This is a genomic window from Sphingomonas natans, from assembly GCF_030546695.1.
Lineage (GTDB): Bacteria > Pseudomonadota > Alphaproteobacteria > Sphingomonadales > Sphingomonadaceae > Sphingomonas_I > Sphingomonas_I natans.
Map to the genome: position 1 here is coordinate 51797 of NZ_JAUOTP010000010.1, position 24556 is coordinate 76352.

Here is a 24556-nt window from a genome sequence, read left to right on the forward strand (position 1 = left end):
CGCCCCCACGCCGATGATGGCGCAATATCTCGCGCTCAAGGCGAGCGCGCCCGATTGCCTGCTCTTCTACCGGATGGGCGATTTCTTCGAACTGTTCTTCGAGGATGCCGCCCGCGCCGCCGCCGATCTCGACATCGCGCTGACGACGCGCGGCGAGCATGACGGCAAGCCGATCCCGATGTGCGGCGTCCCGGCGCACAGCCACGAAGCCTATCTCGCGCGGCTGATCAAGGCGGGCCACCGCGTCGCCATCGCCGAACAGACCGAGAGCCCGGCGGACGCGAAGAAGCGCGGCGGCAAGACGCTCGTCTCGCGCGGTATCGTCCGCATCGTCACGCCCGGCACGCTGACCGAGGAGACGTTGCTAGACGCGCGCACCGCCAACTGGCTGGTTGCGGTAGGAGAGGCGGCAAGCGGGCTCGGCATCGCCGCCTGCGACATCTCGACCGGCCGCTTCGAGATCGGCCCGGTCTCGCGCGAGGCCCTGGACGCGGAGATCGCCCGCCTCGCCCCCGCGGAGCTGATCGCGCAGCCCACGCTCGCCGCCACCCTTCCTGGCGGGCTCGCGGTCGACAAGGGCTTCGACAGCGCGAACGGCGAACGCCGCCTCAAAGGCCTCTTCGGCGTCGCCACGCTCGACGGCTGGGGCGCCTTCAGCCGCGCCGAGTTGGCGGCAGCCGGCGCGCTCCTCGACTATCTCGATCGCGCCGGCCAGGGGACCCTCCCCTTCCTCCAGCCGCCCGTCCGCCGCGCCGCAGCCGATCACATGATGATCGACGCCGCCAGCCGCGAGAGCCTCGAAATCACCTGCACCGCGTCCGGCCAGCGCAAGGGCAGCCTGCTTGACGCGATCGACCGCACCGTCACAGGCGGCGGCGCGCGCACGCTCGCGGCGGATCTGTCGGCACCGCTCGGCGACCGCGAAGCCATTGAGGCGCGGCTCGATCTCGTGAGCCTGCTGCACGATGATCCGGACCTGCGCGCTCGACTGCGCGCCGCGCTGCGTGCCCAGCCCGACGTCGCCCGCGCGCTCGGCCGGATCGCCTCGGGTCGCGGCTCGCCGCGCGATCTCGGCCAGCTGCGCGACGGGCTTAATCAGGCGCAGCGGCTGCAGGCAATGCTGCGCGGCATCGATCCCGTTCCTCCCTTGCTCTCTCTAATGCTTCCAAGGCTGGGCGGACATGGCGCGCTCATCGACGAGCTTGCCCGCGCGCTCGTACCCGCGCCGCCGATCGACGCCGCGCAGGGCGGCTATATCGCCGAGGGCTATGACGCCGCGCTCGATGCGCTGCGCGACGCCGGCGGCGAGGGCCGCCGCGCCATTGCCGGGCTCGAGGCGCAATATCGCACGCGCACCGGCGTCGCCCAGCTCAAGATCCGCCACAACAATGTGCTCGGCTATCATATCGAGCTCCCCGCGCGCTTCGCCGATCCGCTGATGAAGGCGGAGAGCGGCTTCACCCACCGCCAGACGCTAGCCGGCGTCGTCCGCTTCAACGCGCCCGAGCTGCACGAGGAAGCGAGCCGCGTCGGCCAGGCGGGCGCGCACGCGCTCGCCGCCGAGGCCGCGCATCTGGAGTCGCTGACCGAGCTCGCGCTCGCGCGTCGCCAGGAGATCGCCGCGACAGCCGAGGCGCTCGCCCGGCTCGACGTGTCCGCAGCTCTTGCCGAGCGCGCGGCGGAAGGCGGCTGGTCCCGGCCCGTCATTGCCGATCATCCCTGTCTACAGATCGAAGGCGGCCGCCACCCCGTCGTCGAGGGCGCGGTGATGGCCGCAGGCGGGCGCTTCGTCGCGAATGACTGCCGCCTCTCGCCCGACGATCGGCTGTGGCTCGTCACGGGACCGAACATGGGCGGCAAATCGACCTTCCTGCGCCAGAATGCGGCGATGCTAATCCTGGCCCAGGCCGGCGGCTTCGTCCCCGCGACGAGCGCGACCCTCGGCCTGTGTGATCGCCTGTTCAGCCGCGTCGGCGCTTCGGACAATCTCGCGCGCGGCCGCTCGACCTTCATGGTCGAGATGGTCGAGACCGCCGCGATCCTCGCGCAGGCGACGGAGCGCAGCTTCGTGATCCTCGACGAGGTCGGCCGCGGCACGTCCACCTATGACGGGCTCGCGATCGCCTGGGCAGTGGTGGAAGCGGTCCACGACACCAATCGCTGCCGCTGCCTGTTCGCGACCCACTATCACGAGCTGACCCGCTTGGCCGACCGCCTCGACTCGCTCTCGCTCCACCATGTCCGCGCACGCGAATGGAAAGGCGAACTCGTTCTGCTCCACGAGCTCGCGCAAGGCCCCGCGGATCGCAGCTACGGGCTCGCCGTCGCCCGCCTCGCCGGCCTCGCCCCGCCGGTCGTCGCCCGTGCGAAAGAGGTCCTGAAGAAACTGGAAGCCGGACGCGCCGCGACGGGCGGCATCGCCGCGGGCCTTGACGACCTCCCGCTCTTCGCCGCCGCCGCGCAGGCCGAGGAGGCCAAGCAGGATGTGCTGCGTGATACGCTCGCCGCGATCGACGCCGATACGCTCAGCCCGCGTGAAGCGCTGGAAGAGCTGTACCGGTTGAAGGGAATAGCGGCGGGCGAATAGCACGCGACCCCATCCTCAGCATCTGCCGCAGAGCCGTCCCGCATCGGCCCGACCGCATTGCCTCTGAATTCCATGATCCGGTATGCCACTTCACAAAGTGATCGGAATGGAGCGACGATGTTCGGACGGATGATCCTGCTCGGTTTGGCAACCGGCGCGCTGGCGCTCGGCCCGACCTCCGGACTCGGCGCGCAGCCTGCCCCGCGGGCGATGATCGATGCGACGACCGGCCACCGCATCATCAACGTCGACGATCGCCCGGGCGTCTATGCGCTCTACTTCAACTACAATGCCTTCACGCCCGATGGCACTCGGATGGTCTATCTGACGCCGGAGGGCATCCGCACCGCGCATGTCGGCGACTGGACGACCAAGCTGGTGCTCAAGGCGAAGGTCGATCGCCTGCTTTTCACCGGCCACACCGCGGCGACCGCTTATTACACGACGCGTCCCGCCGGCGCCGCCGATGATGGCGGTCCCTACACCGTCTGGGTGCTCGATCTCGACAGCGGCAAGACGCGCAAGATCGCCGAAATGGATGGCGGCCGAATCGAATCGATCAATGCCGACGATACGTTGCTCGCGGGCAATCGCGAGCTCGCGCCCCCCCCGCCCGCTATCGCCGCGCAGGGCCGCCGCGATCCCAAGACCGGATCGCCCAACTATACCGGCACCGATGCGCAGGGCCGCCCGCTCTCCTTCGCCGCCGCGAAGGACAAATGGATGGGCGAGCGCCTTGCCGCGCACGTGCCGATGGAGATCTTCACGCTCGACGCGAAGACCGGCGAACGTCGCAGCATCCACAAGGCCACCGACTGGCTCAACCATGTCCAGTTCTCGCCGGTCGATCCCGGCCTGCTGATGTTCTGCCACGAGGGGCCATGGCACAAGGTCGACCGGATCTGGACGATCCGCGCCGACGGCAGCGCGCTCACCAAGATCCACGCGCGGACGATGCAGGGCGAGATAGCCGGCCACGAATATTGGGCGCCCGACGGCAAGGCGATCTGGTACGATCTCCAGGCGCCCAAAGGCGGGATGCTCTGGCTGGCGCGCACCGACATTACGAGCGGCGCACGCACCTGGTACAAGGTCGCGCCCGATCAGGGCTCCTATCACTACATGACCTCGCCCGACGGCAAACTCGTCGCCGGCGACGGCAACAATGCCGGCAAATATATCAGCCTATTCCGCCCGATCGCCGATCCCTCGCCCGAGGCGGCGGAGACGCTGGACGGCGAGCATCTGATCGCCACCGGCAGCCTGGCCAGCGAACGCATCGTCGATATGGCGAAGCAGGATTACACGCTGGAGCCGAACGAGCATTTCACGCCCGACGGCAAGTGGCTCGTCTATCGCGCGAACGTCACGGGCGCCCCGGCGCTCTATGCGGCGGAGGTGGCCAAGGCGCGATAGGCGCAGGTCAACTCTTCCCGGACGCGCAAGCCCGGATGCGAATTCGTCGGGCATAAAAAAGAGCCGCCGCCTTTGGGCGACGGCTCCCTTGTCGATGATTTGGATCAGCCGAAGGCGATCGTCGTCTTGCGGCGGCGAAGCGATCCGCCGACCATACCGAAGCCCACGATCATCATGCCCCACGTCGCCGGCTCGGGCACATCCGATGCCGCTGCCGTCAGGTCGAACTTGAACGTCGTCACCGAACCGTCCGTTTTCGCATAGCTGACATTGTCGGCATAAGCGTGGAAGCCGTCTCCGGCCGAGCTGCCCTGGCCGACGCTGATACCCTTGACGACATAATTGGCGAGGCTCGCGTCCGCTGCCCAGTCAGCGATCGACTTGCCGTCGTTCACGCTCCCGCCGGTGATGTAGAAATTGTCTGCCGCAGACGTCGAGTACCACACGTCCTTGGACGTCGTATTGTAGGTATTGTTGTACACGCCCTCCCAGATCAGTTCCTTGCGGATCGAGCCGTTATAGATCGTGAAGCGCAGCGCAGGCGTGTACAGCGGATTCAGCGTGGCGACGGAATCGGCGGCGAGCTTCCAGTCGAACGTCAACGACGCGAACGTGCTGAGCAGGCCGAACGAGGCGGAGGCGGCGTTCGGATAGAGCGTACCCACGACGAAACGGCTGCGCTCGCCCTTGAGCTCGATCGAACCATCGCCGTCATGCGCGGATCCACCGGTGATGGTCGCCGATCCGAGCGGATGCCCCGGATAGGCATTCTCATCGGCAGGGTTGCTCCAGCCCTGCATGCTGCCGGGCGTGACCTGCACGACGGTAGCCGAAGCGACACCGGACACGGCAAAAGACACGGCCGCAACGGCCGCCAACGCATAATTCTTCAAGATCGCTCTCCCCTAGGCCTCCGTCGGCCATGCGGACGAGCTACCAAATGATTAACGCGTTGTTAAGAGAAAAATTGTGGCTGATCAAAAGCATGGCGGCGAGCATCGTTTTTCGCTCCGGCCTGCCTGCGATAGCGCGGCATTTCTCGTGGCAGCGCGACTGCCCACGACGATCTTCATTGCGGCTTGGGCATCGCCGCATCGTCGAGTTCGCTCGCCCGGACATAAGCGGGTCGCGTCTTCATGCCGTCCCAATAGGAAACGAAGGCCGGCCGCGCCGGGATCGTCCCGAACTGCAGGCCCCAGCCGATCTGCGATCCGGCATAGACATCCGCCGCGCTGAACGCGCCACCGGCAATATAGGTCTTGCCCGCCACGGCCGTTTCCAGCGCTTCGAGGACGTGATCGAGGCTGCCATAGCCGGCCGACCTGCCCTTGCCCTCCGGCAGCACGAAGCCCATCGCCTTGTTCGTGATCGCTGCCTCCACCGGGCCGGCGGCGAAGAACAGCCAGCGATAATAGTCCGCGCGGTCGGCCGGATCGGGCGCTAGGCCGGCCTCGGGAAACGCATCGGCCAGATAGGCGCAGATCGCCGCGCATTCGGTGACGACCAGATCGCCGTGGCGAAGCGCGGGCACCTTCCCCATCGGATTGATCGCGAGATATTCCTCGCTCTTCAAGGTCCCGCCATAGCCGAGATAATCGACCTCATAGGGCTGGCCGATCTCTTCCATCATCCATCGGGCGATGCGGCCGCGCGACATGGGGTTGGTGTAGAGCGTCAGTGCTGCGGCCACGATATCCTCCCTGCGCGACGAGTCGCGGGCAGCGAGCATCCGTTCTTATTGTGTTCTTGTCGGGCCCGGATCGGCAATGATGCGTGACCGGCATGGCGCACTTGGACGGCTACGCCGCCACGCGATCTGCGCCCGGCTCAGGAAAAGCTGGCGACGCTCCGTCGCCGGCGCAACGTCCCGCCGATCACGCCGAAGCCGACGACCAGCATCGCCCAGGTCGCGGGCTCGGGCGCGTTTGAACTGGCATCCGCAAGAAGGAACGCCTGCGCGGTCGTGAATTTGTATTGCGGGTTGGCCATGACGTCGATCCCGAGATTATAGCCGATGGCGTCAAACGCGGCGAGATCGTCGGCGGAGACGGTGTCGAGGACGCAGGCGCCGATCGTCGGGTCCATAACGCCGATCGGATTGATGTCGACGATGCAGCCGTTAGGGCCGCTCAGATAGGAATAGGCATCCTTCCAGTGCGAGGCTTGGTCGCCGTCGCCATAATTGGTTCCGGTCGCGAACAGCGCCGGATTGCCCGATTCCGCGCCATATGGGGTCAGCGTATTGATCGAAAAGAAGGCCTCGCGACCGGGATCCAGCTGCAGCTGCCGCGATCCGTCGCTTGCGAAGGCGTTGATGCCGTAGCGGAACAGATCGAGGTTGGTGAGCACCGAAGTCTGGTCGACGAACGCCTTCGAAACCGTATCGACATAGCTATAGTCATAATCGTCGGTACCGCTGACGAAGCCCAGCGCGTGCCCGATCTCGTGGATCGCGACGCCCATGAAATCATAGGTTCCGGTTGATATGCCGTTGGTCGGATCGAAATCGAAGGCGAATGTCGAGCTGAACGTGATGTCGCCGTCGCGATTGATGTTCAGCGGCGTGAAGGTCGGATCGTCCGCATAGGCGTCGTTGATCACCTTGAAGAGCGAGTTGTTGTAATCGACACCGATGCCGAGCGCCTTGTCGACCGCGGTGTTGGCGTTGATGAACCGGTTATTGTAGCTGTTATCATTGTCGAACTGACTGCCGGCTGTCGTCGCCGTCAGCAGACCGGTGTTGGGATCGGTCCCGGGCCCGCGATAGCCCACGCCCCCAGCGGCGGTCAGCGGGCGCAGATTGCTGACCGCGATCGCGTCGAGCGAACTCTGCGATTTCGCAGCCATCTGCGCATAGGTCGTCGAGGCCAGCGTGTCGTACGTGTTGCTGTAGGTGCCGCCGAGCACGTTCGGGCCGAGATCCCCGAAGTGGATATCGAAGTCCAACGTCACGTTGGTCGTGATCGTCTGGTTCCAATAGTTCGCCGCCTTCTGAAAGGCGTAGAGCGCCGCGCTGCCATTGGGGGCGCTGGTAAAACCGGAATCGGGATGCAGCACGATGCTGAGCGCGAAAGCCGGCGACCCCATCAAGCCAACGGCCGCGGCGGCATACAAGGCGAGCGTCTTGATCTTCGACATCGGATCGACCCCCTTTGATCTCAGCAACACCAGGCCCGGAGACTCGGTTAATTGTTGGTTAAGAGTTTCATCGATCTGTCATATTGGTCAAGTGGTTATTAACCATGCGCCAGCTGATCTGCGGGCGACCGTTCAGTCCGGAGCCCGAACAGCAGCGCCCCGCTTCGCCCCGCCATCCCGAGATTGGAGATGGCGAAGCGAGCGTCTGTCTGTCCTAGAACCGCGCCTTCAGCGTCGCCCCATACGTGCGCGGATCGGCGGGCTGGCCCACGACGAGGCCGGTGCTGCCCGACTGCGTCGCCAGTACCTCGTAATAATCCTTGTCGAAGACGTTGCGGACCCAGCCATAGACCTCCCACGTCCGGTTGACGCGGATGCCGGCCCGGATGTTGCCGAGATAATAGCCGGCGATGTCGGTCGAGGCCGAGCGCGACGGGTTGGACGAGAATTTCGAGCGGTAGCTGCCGTCGTAGCCGAAGAAGAACTCGCTATCGCCGAACAGCTGCGCGGGCACGCGATATTCGCCGCCATGGCTGGCCGCCCAGCGCGACACGCCCGGCAGCCACTGGCCCGAAATGTCGCAGACGAGCGGGCTGAGCCCCGGCACCCCGGCCGGGGCCGGCGTCGCCCCGTTCAGCGCGGGATTGCCGCCCGCCAGTTCGGGCGGGCACGGCGCATTGACGAACTTCACATATTTGGCGTCGGTGAACGCACCCGACGCGTAGAGGCTGAGCTGGCTCGACGGGCGGAAGCTCGCATCCGCCTCGATCCCACGCGTCCGCACCTTGCCGGCATTGGCGAGATAGCCGCGAATGACGGTGATCTGGCCATTGTTCACCGTCGCCTGATAGTTCTTCACATCGGTCCAGAAGCCCGCGAGATTGAAGGTCACGCGCCGATCAAGGAACTGGCTCTTGAGGCCGACCTCATAATGGTTGACGCTCTCGGGCTTCACCGTCTGCGTCGTGAGATCGACGCCCGTATTCGCCGCGTTGAGCGGCAGGCCGGAAAGGTTGATGCCGCCCGACTTGAAGCTTTTCGCATAGGTCGCATAGGCCAGGACATCGCGTGCGACGTCGAACGAGGCGGTGAAGTCGCCCGACAGGTTCCAGTCGCTGAAGCTCGGCTGGTAGCTCTGCGGCGCGAGCACACCGAGCTGATCGGCGGTCAGCGCGGTGCCCGTGCCGTTGGTCACGGTCGAGACGTAGCTGCCGGTTTTCTTGTCGTAGTTGACGCGCGCGCCGGGCTGGAGGCGCAGGCGATCCGTGACGTGCCACGTGATCTGGCCGAACGCCGCCAGGCTCGTATTCTTGAAGTGGATGTCGTTGAGCGAGGTCAGCCCGTTCAGCACCGCCGGGTTGCATGCCGCCGTCGTCGGCGTGGCGCATCCCGCCGAGCCGACCGCGACGTTGCCGGGATTGAGCAGCCAGCGGCTGGCGGCCGATCCCTGGACCTGGCTGCCGGTCGTGTCGATCTTCTGGTAGAAAGCGTAGAGCCCGCCGACATAATCCAGCGTGCCGCTGTTGCCCGCATAGCGGAGCTCCTGAGTATACTGATCCTGCTTGGACGGGTTCTGCGAGACGGTCGTGATCGGCAGGCCGGTGAAGTCGCGATCGTTCGACGGCGTCCAGTCCCAGAAGCGCCACGCCGTGACCGAGGTGAGCGTGCCGGGGCCGACATCCCATTCGGCGCGCAGCGACGCGCCGCCGATGATCTGCTTGGCCTCGAGCCGCCCGTCGAGATCGGTCACGCGATCGAACGCATTGGTCGAGGGCGGGCGATAGTTGAAGGCGGCGGCGAGCGCGGCGAACTGACGGTTGAGCGGGCGCTGCGTCGGTCCGGTCCGCACGTAGATCTGCACGCAGCAATCCGGATTCTGGCGGTTATAGTCGCCCGACAGCGTCAGCTTGAACGTCTCCGTCGGCTTGTAGAGCAAGGTGCCGCGTACGCCGAGATTGTCCTGCGCGTTCACGTCGGCATTGGTCGTGACGTTGTGGATCGTGCCGTCGCGCTTCGTCGCCGAACCGCCGATGCGGATCGCGACCGTGTCGCTCAGCGGCCCGGAAACCGAGGCCTTGCCCTGCACGAAGCCCAGATTGCCCGCCGAGACCTCGATCTGCCCCTCGGGCGTGAAGCTCGGCGCCTTGGAGGTGATGCTGATCGCGCCCGCGGTCGTGTTCTTGCCGTAGAGCGTCCCCTGCGGCCCGCGCAGCACTTCGACCCGCTCGATATCGAGGAAGTCGAACGTCGCCGAACCCGGCCGGGCGTAATAGACCTGGTCGATATAGAAGCCGACGCCCGGCTCGATCCCGTCATTGATCAGACCGAAGGGCTGGCCGAGCCCACGGATGTTGACCGTCGTGTTGCGCGGATTGGTCGAATAGAATTGCAGGCTCGGCTGGATCTGGGTGAGCTTCAGGACATTGAAGCTGCCCGTCGCGTCGATCGCGCGCGCATCCAGCACCGAGATGGCGAGCGGCACCTTCTGCACCGTCTCCGAGCGGCGGCGCGCGGTGACGAGGATGTCGCCCGACGGCGCAGAGGCTGGCACGGTGCGCGGACGCGCCGGCTCTGCTGCCGGCAGAGCGTCAGTCGTGGCCGTCTGGGCCAATCCCGGCGCCGCCATCAGTGACACGCCTGTCAGCCACGCCAACCGGCTCTTCCCCACACCCATATCAACCCCCTGAGATTCGTTTTTCGTGAGGGTCTCCTAGTTCGGGAATAGGATTAGACGAGTTAGCAAATCTTGGGACGCCCCAAGCCGGAGGCGGGTCCCGCCTTGCGATCGCGGCCGATCGGCGAGAGCGGCGAAGCCCGCCGTCCCGCGCTATCGCCGTCGCTAATTGTCCTGATCGCCATCTACAGTCTGCAGGTTCATCCCGACTATACGGCCTTCCGACAACACACAGGAGGGTGTAATGAACGCCTATATCATCGAACGCGACATTACGGGTGTCGATCAGATGTCAGATATCCAGCTCGTCAATGCTTCGGCTGTTTCCAACGCGGCGATCGAAAAGCTCGCGGGCAAGGTGAAGTGGATCAGAAGCTTCGTCACTAAAGACCGGATTTTCTGTCACTATCTCGCCGAAACCGAGGATTCGATCCGCGAACATGCGCGGCTCAGCGGCTTTCCCGCATCCCGGATCACGCCCGTTGCGGGCATGATCGGCCCCGAAACGGCGAATGGCTGAACGATGGTGGTGGGGGAATTAATGCCGCGGGGCGAACGCGTTCTCGATGTCACGATCGTGATGTTCGAAGGCGGGCTTTCGTCGACCGCGGTCATGCCGACCGAGATCTTCCATTCGGCCGGGCATCTGTGGAACCTGCTGATGGAGGAGCCGGCGCGGCCGCGCTTCCGCGTCAGGACCGTCTCGGTCGATGGCCGCCCGGTGCGGACGCCCTACGGCTTCGCGATGCTGCCCGAATGCGGGATCGGCGATGTCGATCAGTGCGACATCGTCATCGTGCCGACCTCGGGCCTCGATCTGGATCTCAAGCTCGTCGAGAATAGCGCGATCCTGCCGTGGCTGCGGCGGCTGCACGCGCAGGGCGCCTATGTCGTCGGCGTCTGCATGGGCGCCGCGTATCTCGCCGCCGCGGGCCTGCTCGACGGCCGGATCGCGACGACGCACTGGGCGGCTTGTCCCGATCTCGCTGCGCGCTTCCCGGAGGTGATCTGGCGGCCGGAGCTGTTCGTGACCGAGGATCAGCGCCTGTTGTGCAGCGGCGGGGTCGGCGCCGCGATCGACATCAGCCTGTATCTCGTCGCCAAATTTTGCGGGCACGAGGTGGCGGTGCAGACCGCCAAGGCCTTGCTGCTGCCGATGCCGCGGCTGATGCAGTCCGGCTATGCGGTGCTGCCCGTGTCGAAGGCGCATGACGATCCGCAGATCCGCGCCGTGGAAGCCTATCTGCTTGAACATTTCCGGGAGGACGTCTCGACCGAGCTGCTCGCCGAGCGCGCCGCGCTGGGCGAACGGACGTTCGTGCGCCGCTTCAAGGCGGCAACGGGGCGGCTGCCCGCCGCTTATCTCCAGTCGCTGCGGATCGAGGCGGCGAAGGTCATGCTGGAGCATGAGAGCCGCGCGGTCGGGCTGATCAGCGAGGCGGTCGGCTATAGCGATCTCGGCTTCTTCCGGACCCTGTTCAAGCGAACGACCGGCATGACGCCGGGCCAATATCGCGCGCAGTTCGGCCCGATCAGCGTGCGCGGCCACGCGCCGCCCTCGCTCCATCTGGCGCTGCCGGAGCCTCTCGCCCGCTGCTGACGCGGGCGGCTTTTCCCAACCAACGAAGGACAAGACAATGAAGCGACTCTTCGTCGCGGCGTGCTGCGCCGCGTTCCTGGCCGTGCCGGCCTCCGCCGCCGAGTTGATCCTCGACGGCAGCTTCGAGCTGAACCCCGCCGAGATCGGCGGCTACAGCCACCATGCCGGCGGCGGCTCGTTCGACGGCGGCCACTGGTACACGACCGGAGTCGACATCCTCCAGGTCGACCGCGGCTATATGAGCGGCACCGGGCCATCCCTGGTCTTCAATGCGCAGGATGGCCGCAACTCGCTCGATCTGACCGGCACCGGTAACTCCAGCCCCGCCGATGGCGTCTATCAGGACATTTCGACGACGATCGGCGAGGTTTACACGCTCAGCTTCTTCGTTGGCCGCGTGATCGCGAGCGGCAGCGTCTCCTCCGATTACCGGTCCGCCGCGACATTGCGCCTGTCGATCGACGGCGGACCGCTGACCGAGTTCGTCAACGACGACGGCACCGACAATGGCATCGTCTGGAAGCGCTTCAGCCTGCCCGTCACCGCCACCCGCGCGACGACGCGGATCGCCTTCCTGAACGGCGAGGGCAACGATTATCTCGGGCTTGATACAGTGAGTTTCGCCTCCGCCGCGCCCGAGCCCGTCAACTGGGCGGCGATGGTGCTGGGCCTCGGCCTCGTCGGCACGAAGCTGCGCGCCCGTCCCCGCCCCGCGCGGGCCTGATCCCATACCGCCGGGCGGGCGGCTCCCGCCCTTATACCAAGGAGTGAACAATGCTCGATCTACTTGCCTTCGCCGCGCTCGCGGCCTCGTCCCGCCTGACGCTCACCGATGTCCGGCAACTCAGCCGGCCCGTTCCTTATGCCGATCTCGATCTGTCGACGGCATTGGATCGCGAAACGCTCCAGCGTCGCGTCCGCGACACCGCGAACCTGATCTGCCGCGATCTTGCCTTCGGCCAGGCGCTGCCGTCAGGCGAGGAATATCACTGCCGTTCCGAGGCGATGGCGAGCGCGCGCCCGCAAGTGACCCGGGTCCTCGCAGATTATCGCGGCGGGCCGGAAACGGAAGACGTGATCCTTCTCGCGCAGAAATGATCGACGGACTGCCGACCGCCGGCCTTCGCTCGCCAGGGCGGCGGCCGGCGAGAGTGTCAGCCGCCGGCGATCCGACTGCGGAACCAGTCCGCCAATTCCTCCTCGGCTAGCTCACCTGCGGCAAGCGAGAGCACGGTCGCAATGGCATCCGCCGGATCGAAGACAAGGCGTTGATGATTGACGACGAGAAAGAGACGCGCGAGCACCCACGCGGTCCGCTTGTTTCCGTCCACGAACGGGTGATTGCGGGCGATGCCATAGGCATAAGCAGCCGCCAGCGCGGCCGGATCATCTTCGCCGTAGGCCCAACGATTGATCGGCCGGGCAAGGGCGGATTCAAGCAAACCGTGATCCCGTACGCCCGAACCGCCGCCATGCTCGGCGAGCTGTCGATCGTGAATGGCAAGAGCATCGGCAGCGTCGAGCCAGACCGGCTCGATGCGCTCGGGCTCGGTCACTGGGCCAGAACGCGCAATATATCGCGATCTTCACGCATGATCGCTTCGGCCGCCGCCATCTTCGTCTCGAAATTGGGATCGGACGCTGTCAAACGCACCCCATCCGGCGCTTCGCTGGCATATAGGCTATCGCCCAGGCCGACCCGGAGGCGCGCCAACAATTCCTTCGGCAGAACGATGCCCGTCGAGTTACCGATCTTCACGAGTTTTAGCGGCATGTTCATACGAGCGTTATAACGCACTTCGCCGTCACGAGCAACGCGACTCCGGCCAAACCAGTCGGGAATGGACGAATACAGGAAGAGCGCCGGCTCCCGCCGACGCCCTCTCCGTCACCAAATCAAGCTGAAGCCTACGCCTGCTCGGCAGTCTTCTTGGCGCGACCACCCTTCTTGGGCTTCTTCGGCGCGGCCGACACGATCTCGAACGCAAGCGCGCCCTCCTTCATGTGGACCTTCACCTCGCCACCATGGACGAGCTTGCCGAACAGCAGTTCCTCGGCGAGCGGCTGCTTGATCTTCTCCTGGATCAGGCGACCCATCGGCCGCGCGCCATAGAGCTTGTCGTAGCCGCGCTCGGTAAGCCATGCCTTGGCGGGCTCGTCGAGGCTGATATGCACGTCGCGATCCGCCAGCTGCAGCTCGAGCTGCAGAATGAACTTCTCGACGACGCGGCCGATGACCGGCGTCGGCAAATAGTCGAACGGCACGATCGCATCGAGGCGGTTGCGGAATTCGGGGGTGAAGAGCTTCTTCACCGCCTCCTCCTGCACATCCTCGCGGCTGCTCGCGCCGAAGCCGATCGACTCCTTGGCCATGTCGGAGGCGCCCGCATTGGTCGTCATGATCAGGATGACGTTGCGGAAATCGACCGTCTTGCCGTGGTGATCGGTCAGCTTCCCGTTATCCATCACCTGCAGCAGGATGTTGAACAGATCGGGATGCGCCTTCTCGATCTCGTCGAGCAGCAGCACGCAATGCGGCTGCTGGTCGACCGCGTCGGTCAGCAGCCCGCCCTGATCGTAGCCGACATAGCCCGGGGGCGCGCCGATCAGCCGGCTGATCGAATGCCGCTCCATATATTCGCTCATGTCGAAACGCTGGAGCGGGATGCCCATGATCGAGGCGAGCTGGCGCGCGACCTCAGTCTTGCCGACGCCGGTCGGGCCGGAGAACAGATAATTGCCGATCGGCTTGTCCGGATCTCGCAGGCCCGCACGGCTCAGCTTGATCGCCGACGACAGCACCTCGATCGCCTTGTCCTGCCCGAACACGACGCGCTTCAGATCGGTATCGAGGCTGGCGAGCGCGCGCGTGTCGTCGGTCGAGACCGATTTCGGCGGGATGCGCGCCATCGTCGCGATGACCTGCTCGATCTCCTTGGCGGTGATCACCTTCTTCCGCTTGGAGGGCACGACCAGCATCTGCATCGCGCCGACCTCGTCGATCACGTCGATCGCCTTGTCGGGCAGCTTGCGATCGTTGATGTAGCGCGCCGAAAGCTCGACCGCCGACTTGATCGCCTCGGGCGTGTAGCGCACCGAATGGTGCTGCTCGAACGCCGAGCGCAGCCCGGTGATGATCTTGATCGTGTCCTCGATCGTCGGCTCGTTCACGTCGATCTTCTGGAAGCGCCGGAGCAGCGCCCGGTCCTTCTCGAAATGATTGCGGAACTCTTTGTAGGTGGTCGATCCGATGCAGCGGATCGTGCCGCCCGACAGAGCCGGCTTGAGCAGGTTGGACGCATCCATCGCCCCGCCCGAAGTGGCGCCCGCGCCGATCACGGTGTGGATCTCGTCGATGAAGAGCACGGCATGCGGCATCTTCTCGAGCTCGTTGACGACCTGCTTCAGCCGCTCCTCGAAATCGCCGCGATAGCGTGTGCCCGCGAGCAACGCGCCCATATCGAGCGAGTAGATCACCGCCGGCAGCAGCACGTCGGGCACCTGGCCCTCGATGATCTTGCGCGCGAGGCCCTCAGCGATCGCCGTCTTGCCGACGCCCGGATCGCCCACATAGAGCGGGTTATTCTTCGAGCGGCGGCACAGGATCTGCACCGTGCGATCCACCTCGGCGGTGCGGCCGATCAGCGGATCGACGCGGCCGTCCTTGGCCTTCTCGTTGAGGTTGACGCAGAATTGCTTGAGCGCGCTCTCGCCCTTCTGCTTGCCCTCGGATTTCTGCGCCTTCTCGTCCTCGCCCTTCACCTCGCGATTCTCCGTGGGCTGACCGGCCTTGCCGACGCCGTGACTGAGGAAGCTCACCGCATCGAGGCGGCTCATATCCTGCTGCTGCAGGAAATAGACGGCATAGCTCTCGCGCTCCGAGAAGAGCGCGACGAGCACGTTGGCGCCCGTCACCTCCTCGCGGCCCGAGGACTGGACATGGAGGATCGCGCGCTGGACAACGCGCTGGAAGCCGCTGGTCGGCGACGGATCGGCATTGCCCTGCGTCTTCAGGGCATCCAGTTCGGTGTCGAGATAGGTCGTCACGGCGGTCTTGAGATCGCCGAGCTCGACCCCGCAGGCGCTCATGACCTTGGCGGCATGCTCGTCGCCGATCAACGCGAGCAGAAGATGCTCGAGCGTCGCATATTCGTGGTGGCGGGAAGAGGCAGCGGTCAGCGCGTTATGCAGCGTCTGCTCGAGCTCGCGGGCAAAGGATGGCATGGTTCAGCTTACTCCTGGCAGCGGCCGAAGAACGGCCCTGCGACCATCCTCATGTCGTGATGCTGATCCCGCCGATCAAGCCGGGGCCCTTTGCGGGCTTCCCATCCGAAAGCGGGACCCGCCTTCATCGTTTGAATAGGCCTTCGGCACTTGCACGATGGTTAACGGCGAATGCGATCTTGCCGCGGGTCCGTTCGATCTCGCCTTCCAGCGTCGCGATCCGGGCGTGCAGTTCCTCGACGGACAAACTGTCGAGATCCTGCGCCGAAAGCGCCGCGGCGGGATCGGCTGATTTGCGCGGCAGGATGTCATCGAGATCCATGGCAGCAACGTTGACCCTCTTCGGACGCCTGTCAATAAAGCCCGCGACCAACTGCCGGTTCCGGAGAAACAGATGCACGCCTTGCCTCACATGATGAAGGCGCTCGATCCGGAGAAGCCCGGCGGACCCGCGATTCTGGTCCCCGTCGAGCGCCCCGTGCCGGCTCCGGGACCGGGCGAAATCCTCGTCCGAGTCGCGGCCTCCGGCGTCAATCGGCCCGAGATCATGCAGCGCGAGGGCAAATATCCGCCGCCCCCCGGCGCGCCCTCGATCCTCGGCATGGAGCTTGCGGGCCAGGTCGTGGCGGCGGGCGACGCCGCTGGCGAGTCGCTGATCGGCACGAACGTCTGCGCGCTTGTCGCGGGCGGTGCGCAGGCCGAATATGCTATCGCGAATGTCGGCCACTGCCTGCCCGTGCCCGAGGCGCTCAGCCTGATCGAGGCGGCGGCCTTGCCCGAGACTTTGTTTACCGTCTGGCACAATGTCTTTCAGCGGGGCGGCGCGAAAGCGGGAGAGACATTGCTCGTCCACGGCGGCACCAGCGGCATCGGCACCACCGCGATCCTGCTTGCGAAGCTGTTCGGGATCGAGGTGATCGTCACGGCGGGCAGCGCCGCCAAATGCGCGGCCGCGCTCCGGATCGGCGCGGATCAAGCGATCGACTACAAGACGGCCGACTTCGTCGAGGAGGTGAAGCGCATCACTGGCGGCCGCGGCGTGAATGTCGTGCTCGACATGGTCGGCGGCGACTATCTGCCCCGCAACATGAGGTGCCTGGCCGAAGAAGGCCGCCACGTCTCGATCGCGGTGCAGGGCGGGGCGAAGGCGACAATCCCGATCTTCGAGCTGATGGTCCGCCGCCTGACGCTGACCGGCTCCACGCTCCGCCCCCGCGACACCGCCTTCAAGAGCGCGCTCTGCGCCGACATCCGCGAAAAGGTCTGGCCCTTCGCCGAGCGCGGCGAACTGCGCCCCGTGATCGACCGCACCTTCCCGCTCGATCGCGCCGCCGATGCGCATGCCCGCGTCGAGGCGGGCGATCATGTCGGCAAGGTCGTGCTGACGATGGACTAGGCCGCGCGGTCGGATGCCTGGAGCCGGTAAGCGATGCTCCCAGGCAGCCCGCCGCCGCGCACGATCCGGCCCGGTGACCACGCCTGCACCCCTCGCCTTGCGCGCGAAAGCCATTAAGCTGGGGTCATGACCAAGACACTCCCGCTCCTCGCCGCTCTGCTCGCCACCACCGCCACCGCGCAGACGCCGCCGCGATCCGCGCCTGCCGCGAACGACATCCCGGCTCATTATGTCGAGCCGATCGACGGCTATGATTATGTGAAGCGCGTCGTCGAGGTGTCGATGCGCGACGGGGTGAAGCTTCACACCGTCATCGTCGTGCCCAAGGGCGCGACGCGCGCGCCGATCCTGCTAACGCGCACGCCCTATAATGCCGACAAGCGCGCCGCGCGCAACGTCTCGGGCTCGATGCTCGCGATCCTGCCGCAGGGCGACGACCAGTTCGTCGCGGCGGGCTATATCCGCGTCTTCCAGGACATACGCGGCAAATATGGCTCGGAGGGGTCCTATGAGATGACCCGCCCCGTGCGCGGCCCGCTCAACCCGACCGACACCGATCATGTGACCGACGCGTGGGACACGATCGACTGGCTCGTGAAGAATATCCCCGAGACCAACGGCAAGGTGGGGATGATCGGCTCTTCCTACGAAGGCTTCACCGTCGTCATGGCATTGCTCGATCCGCATCCCGCGCTGAAGGTCGCGGCACCCGAAAGCCCGATGGTCGATGGTTGGATGGGCGACGACTGGTTCCACCACGGCGCCTATCGTCAGGGCAGCGACAGCTATTTCGTCGGGCAGGAGAGCAGCCGGAAGGGCGGCGACGAGATCGTCACCTCGAGTGCCGACGATTACGATCTCTACCTGCGCGCGGGCTCGGCTGGCGACTTCGCCAAGGCGCACAAGCTCGAGCAGTTCGGCATGTGGCGGCGCATGGCCGAGCATCCGCGCTACGACGCTTATTGGCAGGGCCAGGCGCTCGACACGCTCGTCGCTGCCAAGCCCTCCAACGTGCCGACGATGTGGCTGCAGGGCCTGTGGGACCAGGAGGACATGTATGGCGCGATCCATAGCTGGGAGGCGCTGAAGGCCGCGGGGCACGAGGCGAACAATTATCTGGTGATGGGCCCGTGGCGGCACAGCCAGGTCAATTACGACGCAGCGAGCCTCGGCCCGCTGAAATGGGACGGCGACACCGCGCTGCAGTTTCGCCGCGACGTGCTGCTGCCTTTCTTCGATCAATATCTGAAGGACGGCGCGCCCAAGGCCGAGACGCCCAAGGTCTTCATCTACAATACGGGCGAGAATCATTGGGATCGCCTGCCGAGCTGGCCGCTCGCCTGCCAGAAGGACTGCCCGGCTCCGCTGAAGCCGCTCTATCTGAGCGCCGGCAAGAGCCTGTCCTTCGCGGCGCCCACCGTCAAAGGCAGCGACGTCTATGTCTCCGACCCCGCCAAGCCGATCCCGTTCGTGCCGCGCCCGGTGAAGATGGACGATGCCGATCAGTGGAAGCCGTGGCTCGTCTCCGACCAGCGCAATGTCGGCACGCGGCCCGACGTGCTCGTCTACGAAACGCCGAAACTGACCGCGCCCGTCCGTATCTCCGGCGCGGCGATCGCCGATCTGTTCGCGGCGACGACGGGCACCGATGCCGATTGGGTCGTCAAGCTGATCGACGTCTATCCCGACGAGGTGCCCTCACAGCCCGAGATGGGCGGCTATCAGCTCGCGGTCGCGCTCGATATCTTCCGCGGCCGCTATCGCGAGAGCTTTGAACATCCGAAGCCGATCCCGGCGGGCAAGCTGCAGGAATATAAGTTCCGGCTGCCGACGACCAACCACGTCTTCCAGCCCGGCCACCGGATCATGGTGCAGATCCAGTCGAGCCTGTTCCCGCTCTACGATCGCAACCCGCAGACCTATGTGCCCAACATCTTCTTCGCCAAGCCGGCCGACTACAAGGCGCAGACGATGACCGTCGCGCATTCGCCCGGCGCCGCGAGCGCGGTGTGGCTGCCGGTCGTGGATGCCAAGTGAGGGCCGGGATCAGCTCAGCTTGAGCGTGTCGCCGGAGATGGACACGACCTGGAAGCGCGCCAGCAAGCTCTGGCCCATCAGGCCGATGCCGCTGCTGGAGGGGGTCACCATGGCCGGGACGTCCTGGAACGTGCGGCCCGCCACCGTCATGTGATCGATCATGACGCGCGCCATCGGCACCGAGCCGGCGCTTGTCATCACCCGTTCGTGATAGGCCAGCGCCTTCACCGGAACGCCCAGCCGCGTCGCCTCGGCGGTCGACAGCATGATCGCGCTGGCGCCGGTGTCGATCAGCAGCCTGACCTTGCGGCCGTTCACCTCGGCAGAAGCGTAGAAGAAGCCATCGGCGCTGCGCGCGAGATACTGATCGCCCACCGGGGCCGAGGGCGCGAGATCTGGAGTCATCGCCTCCGCCTGCGCGGGCCGCGTCGCGCCGAGCGTATAGGCGGTCGGCAAGCCTGCCGTGAGAAGCGTGCCGAGTGCCATGACGGCAATTCCGAGGTGTCCGGCCATGATCGCGTACTTTCGCTAAGCTACTGATACAAAATTCGATGCGCGGTTATCTGATCGCGGCGACGAATATGGCGATCAACCCGATCCAGCTGGCGATGCCGCCGCCGACGATGATCGCCGCGCGCACCGGCGCCGGCCAGCGATCCGAAACAGACTGAGCAACAACCTCGGCGTGCAGCGCGCGCAGCCGGGCCGCGTCGATCCGGTCGGCGGTCTGCGACGCGGGTCCGACGAACGGGGGGACGTTCCGGTCGGGATATTCCCGTGCTGTCGCGGCGAATGCCATTTCCAATTCCTTCGTTCAGCGAGTCTCGCCGATCGTATTCATGATGGCAGAACCTCCCGCCGCAATCCCGGTTCCTTCACTGATAGATAATTCGAAGAATATCACGATCTCATTCAAGATGATGTAAGGTTCATTTAACTTCGTTAATTCGTCTTAACCATAATTGCCACGCTGATTAGTGCCTAATGCAGTGTTAGGTGATGTATTAAGAACTAGTAATATATTGGCTTCCAGCCCGCAGACCGACTACGCGTCTTACAGCGTGTAAACAGATCATGCGGTCGAGCGCATCGAAAAAAAGATCGATCGACCGCTCAGCGGGAATGCGACGCGGTTCTTAAGTCTGCCGTTCCGCGACAGGATAGGCCGTATCCGCTCGCGCGATCGCCCGTCCGGCAATGACCCTTGGTCGATGCCCGGTCGCGCGGAGCACTCGCGATCCGTCGATGTCAGCGCGACATCATGCCTGCGACGGCATGACCCTCTGGATCACGCGACTTCGCTGTCGAACTGCAGCTTCGCGAGCCGCGCATAGAGGCCGCCCCGCGCCACCAGCGCGTCATGCTTGCCCTCTTCCACGATCCGGCCCTGGTCCATCACCACGATCCGGTCCGCCATCCGTACCGTCGCCAGGCGATGCGCGATGACGATTGTGGTACGGCCCTTCATGAGCCGCTCCAGCGCGCGCTGGACGAGCCGCTCGCTCTCGGCATCCAGCGCCGAAGTCGCCTCGTCGAGCAACAGGATCGGCGCATCGCGCAGCACCGCGCGCGCGATGGCGAGCCGCTGGCGCTGCCCGCCCGACAGCCGCGCGCCGCCCTCGCCCATGAACGTGTCCAAGCCCTGCGGCAGATCGCTCAGAAACTTGGCGGCATTGGCGCTCTCGGCTGCCGCCCAGATCGCCGCATCGTCCGCATCCCACTTGCCGTAACGCAGATTGTCGCGCGCGGAGGCGGCGAAGATCACCGTGTCCTGCGGCACGATCGCGATCCGCGCGCGGACATCGGCGGGATTGACCTGCGTCAGCGCGACACCGTCGATCCGCACCGTCCCCGCCATCGGATCGTAGAAACGCTGCGCCAGCTGGAAGAGCGTCGATTTGCCCGCACCCGACGGGCCGACGATCGCGACCGTCTCGCCCGGCTCGATATTGAGGCTGAAATCGTGGAGCGCCGCTACCTCCAGCCGCGTGGGATAGCGGAACTCGACATGATCGAAGGAAAGCCCGCCGCGCGGCGGCAGCGGCAGCGCCTGCGGCTTGAGCGGCGCCGCGATCTCGGCTTTCTCGGTCAGCAATTCGCCGAGCCGCGCCGCCGCGCCCGCGCCGCGCAGCAGATCGCCATAGGTTTCGGTCAGCGCACCGAATGCGCCGGCGACGAGCCCAGCGACGACGACGAACGCGAAGATCGATCCCCCCGTCATCCGCCCCCTGGCGACATCGACCGCGCCCTGCTGCAGCACGAGCGTCACCGCGCCGAAGATCAGCCCGATCACGATCGCGGTCATGATCGCGCGGATCACGATGCGCGTGCGCGATGCGGCGAAGGCGCGCTCAACGACATCGGCGAAGCGGCGGCGCTCGCGCGATTCTTGGTTGAAGCCCTGGACGATCTTCATCGCACCGACGACTTCGGCCACCGTCGCGCCGATATCGGCGACGCGATCCTGCGAGGTACGCGAATGGGCGCGCACGCGCCGGCCGAACATCACGATCGGAACGACGGCCACCGGGATCGCCAGCAGCAGCAAGGCCGCCAGCTTCGGCGACAGGATGAACATGTAGGCGATGCCGCCGAGGCCGATGAAGATGTTGCGGAGCGCTATCGAGACGCTGGATCCCACGACCTGCTCGATCAGCGCGGTATCCGCCGTCAGCCGCGAGGCGATCTCGGACGGACGATTCTCCTCGAAAAAACGCGGGCTCAAGGTGAGCAGATTCGCCTGTACCTCGCGCCGCACGTCGGCGATGACCCGCTCGCCGAGCCAGGACACATAATAAAAGCGCAGGGCCGTCGCGATCGCCAGGACGCCCACGATCATCAGCAGATAATGGAAGCTCGTCGCGACATGCGCGGGCGATCCCCCGCTGCCGACGAAGCCGCGATCGATCACGCGCTTGAAGCCATAGGGTATGCCCAAGGTGGCCGCCGAGGAGACGATCAGCGCCGCCAGCGCGCCAGCGATCCGCCCTGGATAGCGGGCGGCGATCCGCCAGATGAGGCCGAGTTCGCCCAGCCGGCGTTTATCGGGTGCGGTATCAAGGGAAGAGGCCATATGCCGTTACTAGCAGTGCCCCGATAGGGGCTCAATCACACGTCAGCGGACGTGCATTATATTGCATTGCAACACCTACGGGCTCACAATCGTTTGTCCGGAAACGACGGATTTTTGGGAGACACCTTGGTGTTGTACGAAGCTTACGAGATGCAGCGCAGCTTCCTGGCTGGCGCCAGCGCGTTGGCGGGCGCCAGTTCGGATTGGATGACCAATCCGTCCAATCCCTTCTCGAAATCTCCGCTGACGCCGATCTTCGCATCCGGCCTCGATGTGTTCGCCCACGCCTCCGCCAGCTACGGCAAGCCCAGCTTCGGCCTGCCCACGACGCAGATCGCCGGCAAGGCGGTACCCGTGATCGAGAAGATCGAGGCGGTCCGCCCGTTCGGCCAGCTCATCCATTTCACCCGTCCCAAGGCGCCGAAGAACCAGCCCAAGCTGCTCATCGTCGCGCCGATGTCGGGACATTATGCCACGCTGTTGCGCGGCACGGTCGAGCGCATGCTGCCCGGCCACGACGTGTGGATCACCGATTGGGCCGATGCGCGCCAAGTGCCGCTCGCCTTCGGCACCTTCGATCTCGACGATTATATCGATTACGTCGTCGATTTCCTCGACCATATCGGCCCGGGCACGCACGTCCTCGCGGTTTGCCAGCCGGCGGTGCCGGTCTATGCCGCCGCCGCCTTGATGTCGGCCGAGAAGCATCATGCGCGGCCGCGCTCGATCACGATGATGGGCGGCCCGATCGACACGCGCGAGGCGCCGACCGCAGTCAACACCACCGCGACGCAGCGCCCGCATAGCTGGTTCGAACAGAATGTGATCCAGACCGTGCCGTGGTTCCATCCCGGCGGCGGGCGCAAGGTCTATCCGGGCTTCGTCCAGCTCAGCGGCTTCATGGCGATGAACCTCGGCAACCACCTCGTCAGCCACTGGCAGATGTTCAAGCATCTCGTCGACGGCGACGAGGAGCATGCCGACTCGACCAAGGCTTTCTACGAGGAATATCGCTCGGTCTGCGACATGACCTCGGAATTCTACCTGCAGACGATCGACGTCGTCTTCCAGCGCCACCTCCTGCCCAAGGGCGAGATGATGCATCATGACGAGCGGGTCGATCCGGGCGCGATCATCGACATCGCCCTGCTCGCGGTGGAAGGCGAGAAGGACGACATCTCCGGCCTCGGCCAGACCAAGGCCGCGCTTACGCTCGCGACCAACCTGCCCGATGCCTACAAGACCTATTATATGGCGCCCAAGGTCGGCCATTACGGCATCTTCAACGGCCGCCGCTGGCGCGACGAGATCGCGCCCGTGCTCGAGAAGTTCATCCTCGACGCCGACGCGCGCGCCGCCAAGGCCTGACTCGGCCATAGGCATCCTTGGCGCGAGCCGCGCCAGGGGCCTATGATCGCGCCGATGCTTCACCGTACCTTGTCTGCCCGGATCGAGCGTTGGCCGGTCCGCGGCGCCTTCACCATTTCGCGCGGCGCCAAGCGCGATGTCGAGGTGGTCATCGCCGAACTCGCCGAGGGCGGGCTCGTCGGCCGAGGCGAGGCGACCGCCATCTATTATCACGGCGAAAGCGCGAGCGGCATCCTCGCCGTGCTGGAAGGCGTGCGCGAGCAGGTCGAGGCCGGCCTGGACAGCATCGCGCTCCAGACCCTCCTCCCGCGCGGCGCGGCGCGCAACGCGCTGGATTGCGCGCTGTGGGATCTGGAAGCCAAGCGCAGCGGCATCCCGGTCTGGCGGCTCGCCGGCCTCTCGGCGCCGCAGCCGCTTGAAACCGCATTCACTATCTCGCTCGGCGAGCCCGCCCGGATGGAGGCGGACGCGCGCGCCGTCGCCAATCTGCCCCTGCTCAAGCTGAAGCTTGCCGGCGAGGGCGACATCGCGCGCGTCGCCGCCGTCCGCAAGGGCGCGCCCGCCGCGCGCCTGATCGTCGATGCCAACGAAGCCTGGACCGGCCGCGACGTCGCCGCCGAAGCCGGCGCGCTCGTCCCGTTCGGGGTCGAACTGATCGAGCAGCCGGTGAAGGCGGGCCAGGATCATCTGCTCGACAACGTCGTCAGCCCGATCCCGCTCTGCGCCGACGAAAGCTGCCAGGATCGCGCCGATCTGGAGCGCTGCGTCGGACGCTACGCCGCGATCAACATCAAGCTCGACAAAGCGGGTGGCCTCACCGAGGCGCTGGCACTGGCGGCGGAAGCCCCCGCCGCGGGACTTGAGATCATGGTCGGCTGCATGCTCGCGACCTCGCTCGGGATCGCCCCCGCCGCGCTCGTCGCCTCGCAGGCCCGCTGGATCGATCTCGACGGCGCGCTCCTGCTCGCGGAGGATCGCAAACATGCGATGACGGCGACGAAGGGTCTCCTCGCCGCCGCCGCGCCGGAATTGTGGGGCTAACC

21 protein-coding genes are annotated in these 24556 nt (G+C 65.7%); 10 read left to right on the forward strand and 11 right to left on the reverse strand.

Translation table 11 applies throughout. The annotated features are described in order from the left end of the window. Positions 1-13 precede the first annotated feature (13 nt). Together mutS and Q4F19_RS18300 are read left to right on the forward strand one after the other, a co-directional pair. Positions 14-2587, forward strand: a complete 2574-nt coding sequence (gene mutS / locus Q4F19_RS18295) for a DNA mismatch repair protein MutS (protein WP_303546071.1) — start codon at positions 14-16, stop codon at positions 2585-2587. A gap of 117 nt (positions 2588-2704) precedes the next feature. Then, entirely contained in the window at positions 2705-4003 is a 1299-nt protein-coding gene (locus Q4F19_RS18300; protein ID WP_303545731.1) for an oligogalacturonate lyase family protein, read from the forward strand. A gap of 104 nt (positions 4004-4107) precedes the next feature. On the opposite strand, the gene Q4F19_RS18305 is transcribed toward Q4F19_RS18300, so the two are convergent. The 4 genes from Q4F19_RS18305 to Q4F19_RS18320 form a co-directional block, all read right to left on the reverse strand. Continuing rightward, positions 4108-4896 (reverse strand): PEPxxWA-CTERM sorting domain-containing protein, encoded by a 789-nt coding sequence (locus Q4F19_RS18305; RefSeq protein WP_303545734.1) that lies wholly within the window; start codon positions 4894-4896, stop codon positions 4108-4110. Positions 4897-5072: 176 nt separating this feature from the next. Next, complete coding sequence (locus Q4F19_RS18310) at positions 5073-5693, reverse strand: glutathione S-transferase family protein (protein ID WP_303545736.1); 621 nt, start codon at positions 5691-5693, stop codon at positions 5073-5075. Positions 5694-5830: 137 nt separating this feature from the next. Beyond that, entirely contained in the window at positions 5831-7141 is a 1311-nt protein-coding gene (locus tag Q4F19_RS18315) for an NF038122 family metalloprotease (RefSeq protein ID WP_303545737.1), read from the reverse strand. A gap of 214 nt (positions 7142-7355) precedes the next feature. Beyond that, positions 7356-9767, reverse strand: a complete 2412-nt coding sequence (locus Q4F19_RS18320; RefSeq protein WP_303546073.1) for a TonB-dependent receptor — start codon at positions 9765-9767, stop codon at positions 7356-7358. A 292-nt stretch (positions 9768-10059) separates the two neighbouring features. Between Q4F19_RS18320 and Q4F19_RS18325 the strand changes: the two genes are divergently transcribed. The 4 genes from Q4F19_RS18325 to Q4F19_RS18340 are packed head-to-tail and all read left to right on the forward strand — an operon-like array spanning position 10060 to position 12513. After that, positions 10060-10335: a DUF4242 domain-containing protein gene (locus Q4F19_RS18325; RefSeq protein ID WP_303545739.1), complete on the forward strand. Its 276-nt coding sequence runs from the start codon at positions 10060-10062 to the stop codon at positions 10333-10335. Positions 10336-10395: 60 nt separating this feature from the next. After that, positions 10396-11415, forward strand: a complete 1020-nt coding sequence (locus tag Q4F19_RS18330; protein WP_303546075.1) for a GlxA family transcriptional regulator — start codon at positions 10396-10398, stop codon at positions 11413-11415. A gap of 37 nt (positions 11416-11452) precedes the next feature. Continuing rightward, positions 11453-12139: a hypothetical protein gene (locus tag Q4F19_RS18335; RefSeq protein ID WP_303545742.1), complete on the forward strand. Its 687-nt coding sequence runs from the start codon at positions 11453-11455 to the stop codon at positions 12137-12139. Positions 12140-12189: 50 nt separating this feature from the next. Further along, positions 12190-12513: a UrcA family protein gene (locus Q4F19_RS18340; RefSeq protein ID WP_303545744.1), complete on the forward strand. Its 324-nt coding sequence runs from the start codon at positions 12190-12192 to the stop codon at positions 12511-12513. 56 nt (positions 12514-12569) lie between these two features. Here the strand turns inward: Q4F19_RS18340 and Q4F19_RS18345 are convergent, their stop codons facing one another. The 4 genes from Q4F19_RS18345 to Q4F19_RS18360 form a co-directional block, all read right to left on the reverse strand. Continuing rightward, positions 12570-12971, reverse strand: a complete 402-nt coding sequence (locus Q4F19_RS18345; protein WP_303545747.1) for a type II toxin-antitoxin system death-on-curing family toxin — start codon at positions 12969-12971, stop codon at positions 12570-12572. Continuing rightward, entirely contained in the window at positions 12968-13195 is a 228-nt protein-coding gene (locus Q4F19_RS18350) for an AbrB/MazE/SpoVT family DNA-binding domain-containing protein (RefSeq protein WP_303545749.1), read from the reverse strand. Before Q4F19_RS18350 ends, Q4F19_RS18345 begins: the two co-directional genes overlap by 4 nt. Positions 13196-13323: 128 nt before the next feature. Then, positions 13324-15639, reverse strand: coding sequence for an ATP-dependent Clp protease ATP-binding subunit ClpA (gene clpA / locus Q4F19_RS18355; RefSeq protein WP_303545750.1), 2316 nt, complete (start codon positions 15637-15639; stop codon positions 13324-13326). 124 nt (positions 15640-15763) lie between these two features. Beyond that, positions 15764-15961: a DUF1192 domain-containing protein gene (locus tag Q4F19_RS18360; RefSeq protein WP_303545754.1), complete on the reverse strand. Its 198-nt coding sequence runs from the start codon at positions 15959-15961 to the stop codon at positions 15764-15766. A gap of 72 nt (positions 15962-16033) precedes the next feature. Here Q4F19_RS18360 and Q4F19_RS18365 point away from each other — a divergent pair, with 72 nt between their 5' ends. Beyond that, positions 16034-17035, forward strand: a complete 1002-nt coding sequence (locus Q4F19_RS18365) for an NAD(P)H-quinone oxidoreductase (protein WP_303545757.1) — start codon at positions 16034-16036, stop codon at positions 17033-17035. 126 nt (positions 17036-17161) lie between these two features. Then, entirely contained in the window at positions 17162-19072 is a 1911-nt protein-coding gene (locus tag Q4F19_RS18370; RefSeq protein WP_303545760.1) for a CocE/NonD family hydrolase, read from the forward strand. 9 nt (positions 19073-19081) lie between these two features. Here the strand turns inward: Q4F19_RS18370 and Q4F19_RS18375 are convergent, their stop codons facing one another. The 3 genes from Q4F19_RS18375 to Q4F19_RS18385 all read right to left on the reverse strand — a co-directional run bounded on the left by Q4F19_RS18375 (position 19082) and on the right by Q4F19_RS18385 (position 22145). Next, the gene (locus Q4F19_RS18375) at positions 19082-19585 is read right to left on the reverse strand and encodes a retropepsin-like aspartic protease family protein (RefSeq protein WP_303545763.1); all 504 of its coding nucleotides are present in this window, start codon (positions 19583-19585) and stop codon (positions 19082-19084) included. A 46-nt stretch (positions 19586-19631) separates the two neighbouring features. Next, on the reverse strand, positions 19632-19871 hold the full coding sequence (locus Q4F19_RS18380) for a class III extradiol ring-cleavage dioxygenase family protein (protein WP_303545766.1): 240 nt from the start codon (positions 19869-19871) through the stop codon (positions 19632-19634). A 489-nt stretch (positions 19872-20360) separates the two neighbouring features. Continuing rightward, on the reverse strand, positions 20361-22145 hold the full coding sequence (locus Q4F19_RS18385; RefSeq protein ID WP_303545769.1) for an ABC transporter transmembrane domain-containing protein: 1785 nt from the start codon (positions 22143-22145) through the stop codon (positions 20361-20363). 129 nt (positions 22146-22274) lie between these two features. Here Q4F19_RS18385 and Q4F19_RS18390 point away from each other — a divergent pair, with 129 nt between their 5' ends. Then, positions 22275-23513 (forward strand): polyhydroxyalkanoate depolymerase, encoded by a 1239-nt coding sequence (locus Q4F19_RS18390; RefSeq protein ID WP_303545772.1) that lies wholly within the window; start codon positions 22275-22277, stop codon positions 23511-23513. A 54-nt stretch (positions 23514-23567) separates the two neighbouring features. Then, positions 23568-24554: an N-acetyl-D-Glu racemase DgcA gene (dgcA, locus tag Q4F19_RS18395; protein WP_303545774.1), complete on the forward strand. Its 987-nt coding sequence runs from the start codon at positions 23568-23570 to the stop codon at positions 24552-24554. The last annotated feature ends 2 nt before the right edge of the window (positions 24555-24556 follow it).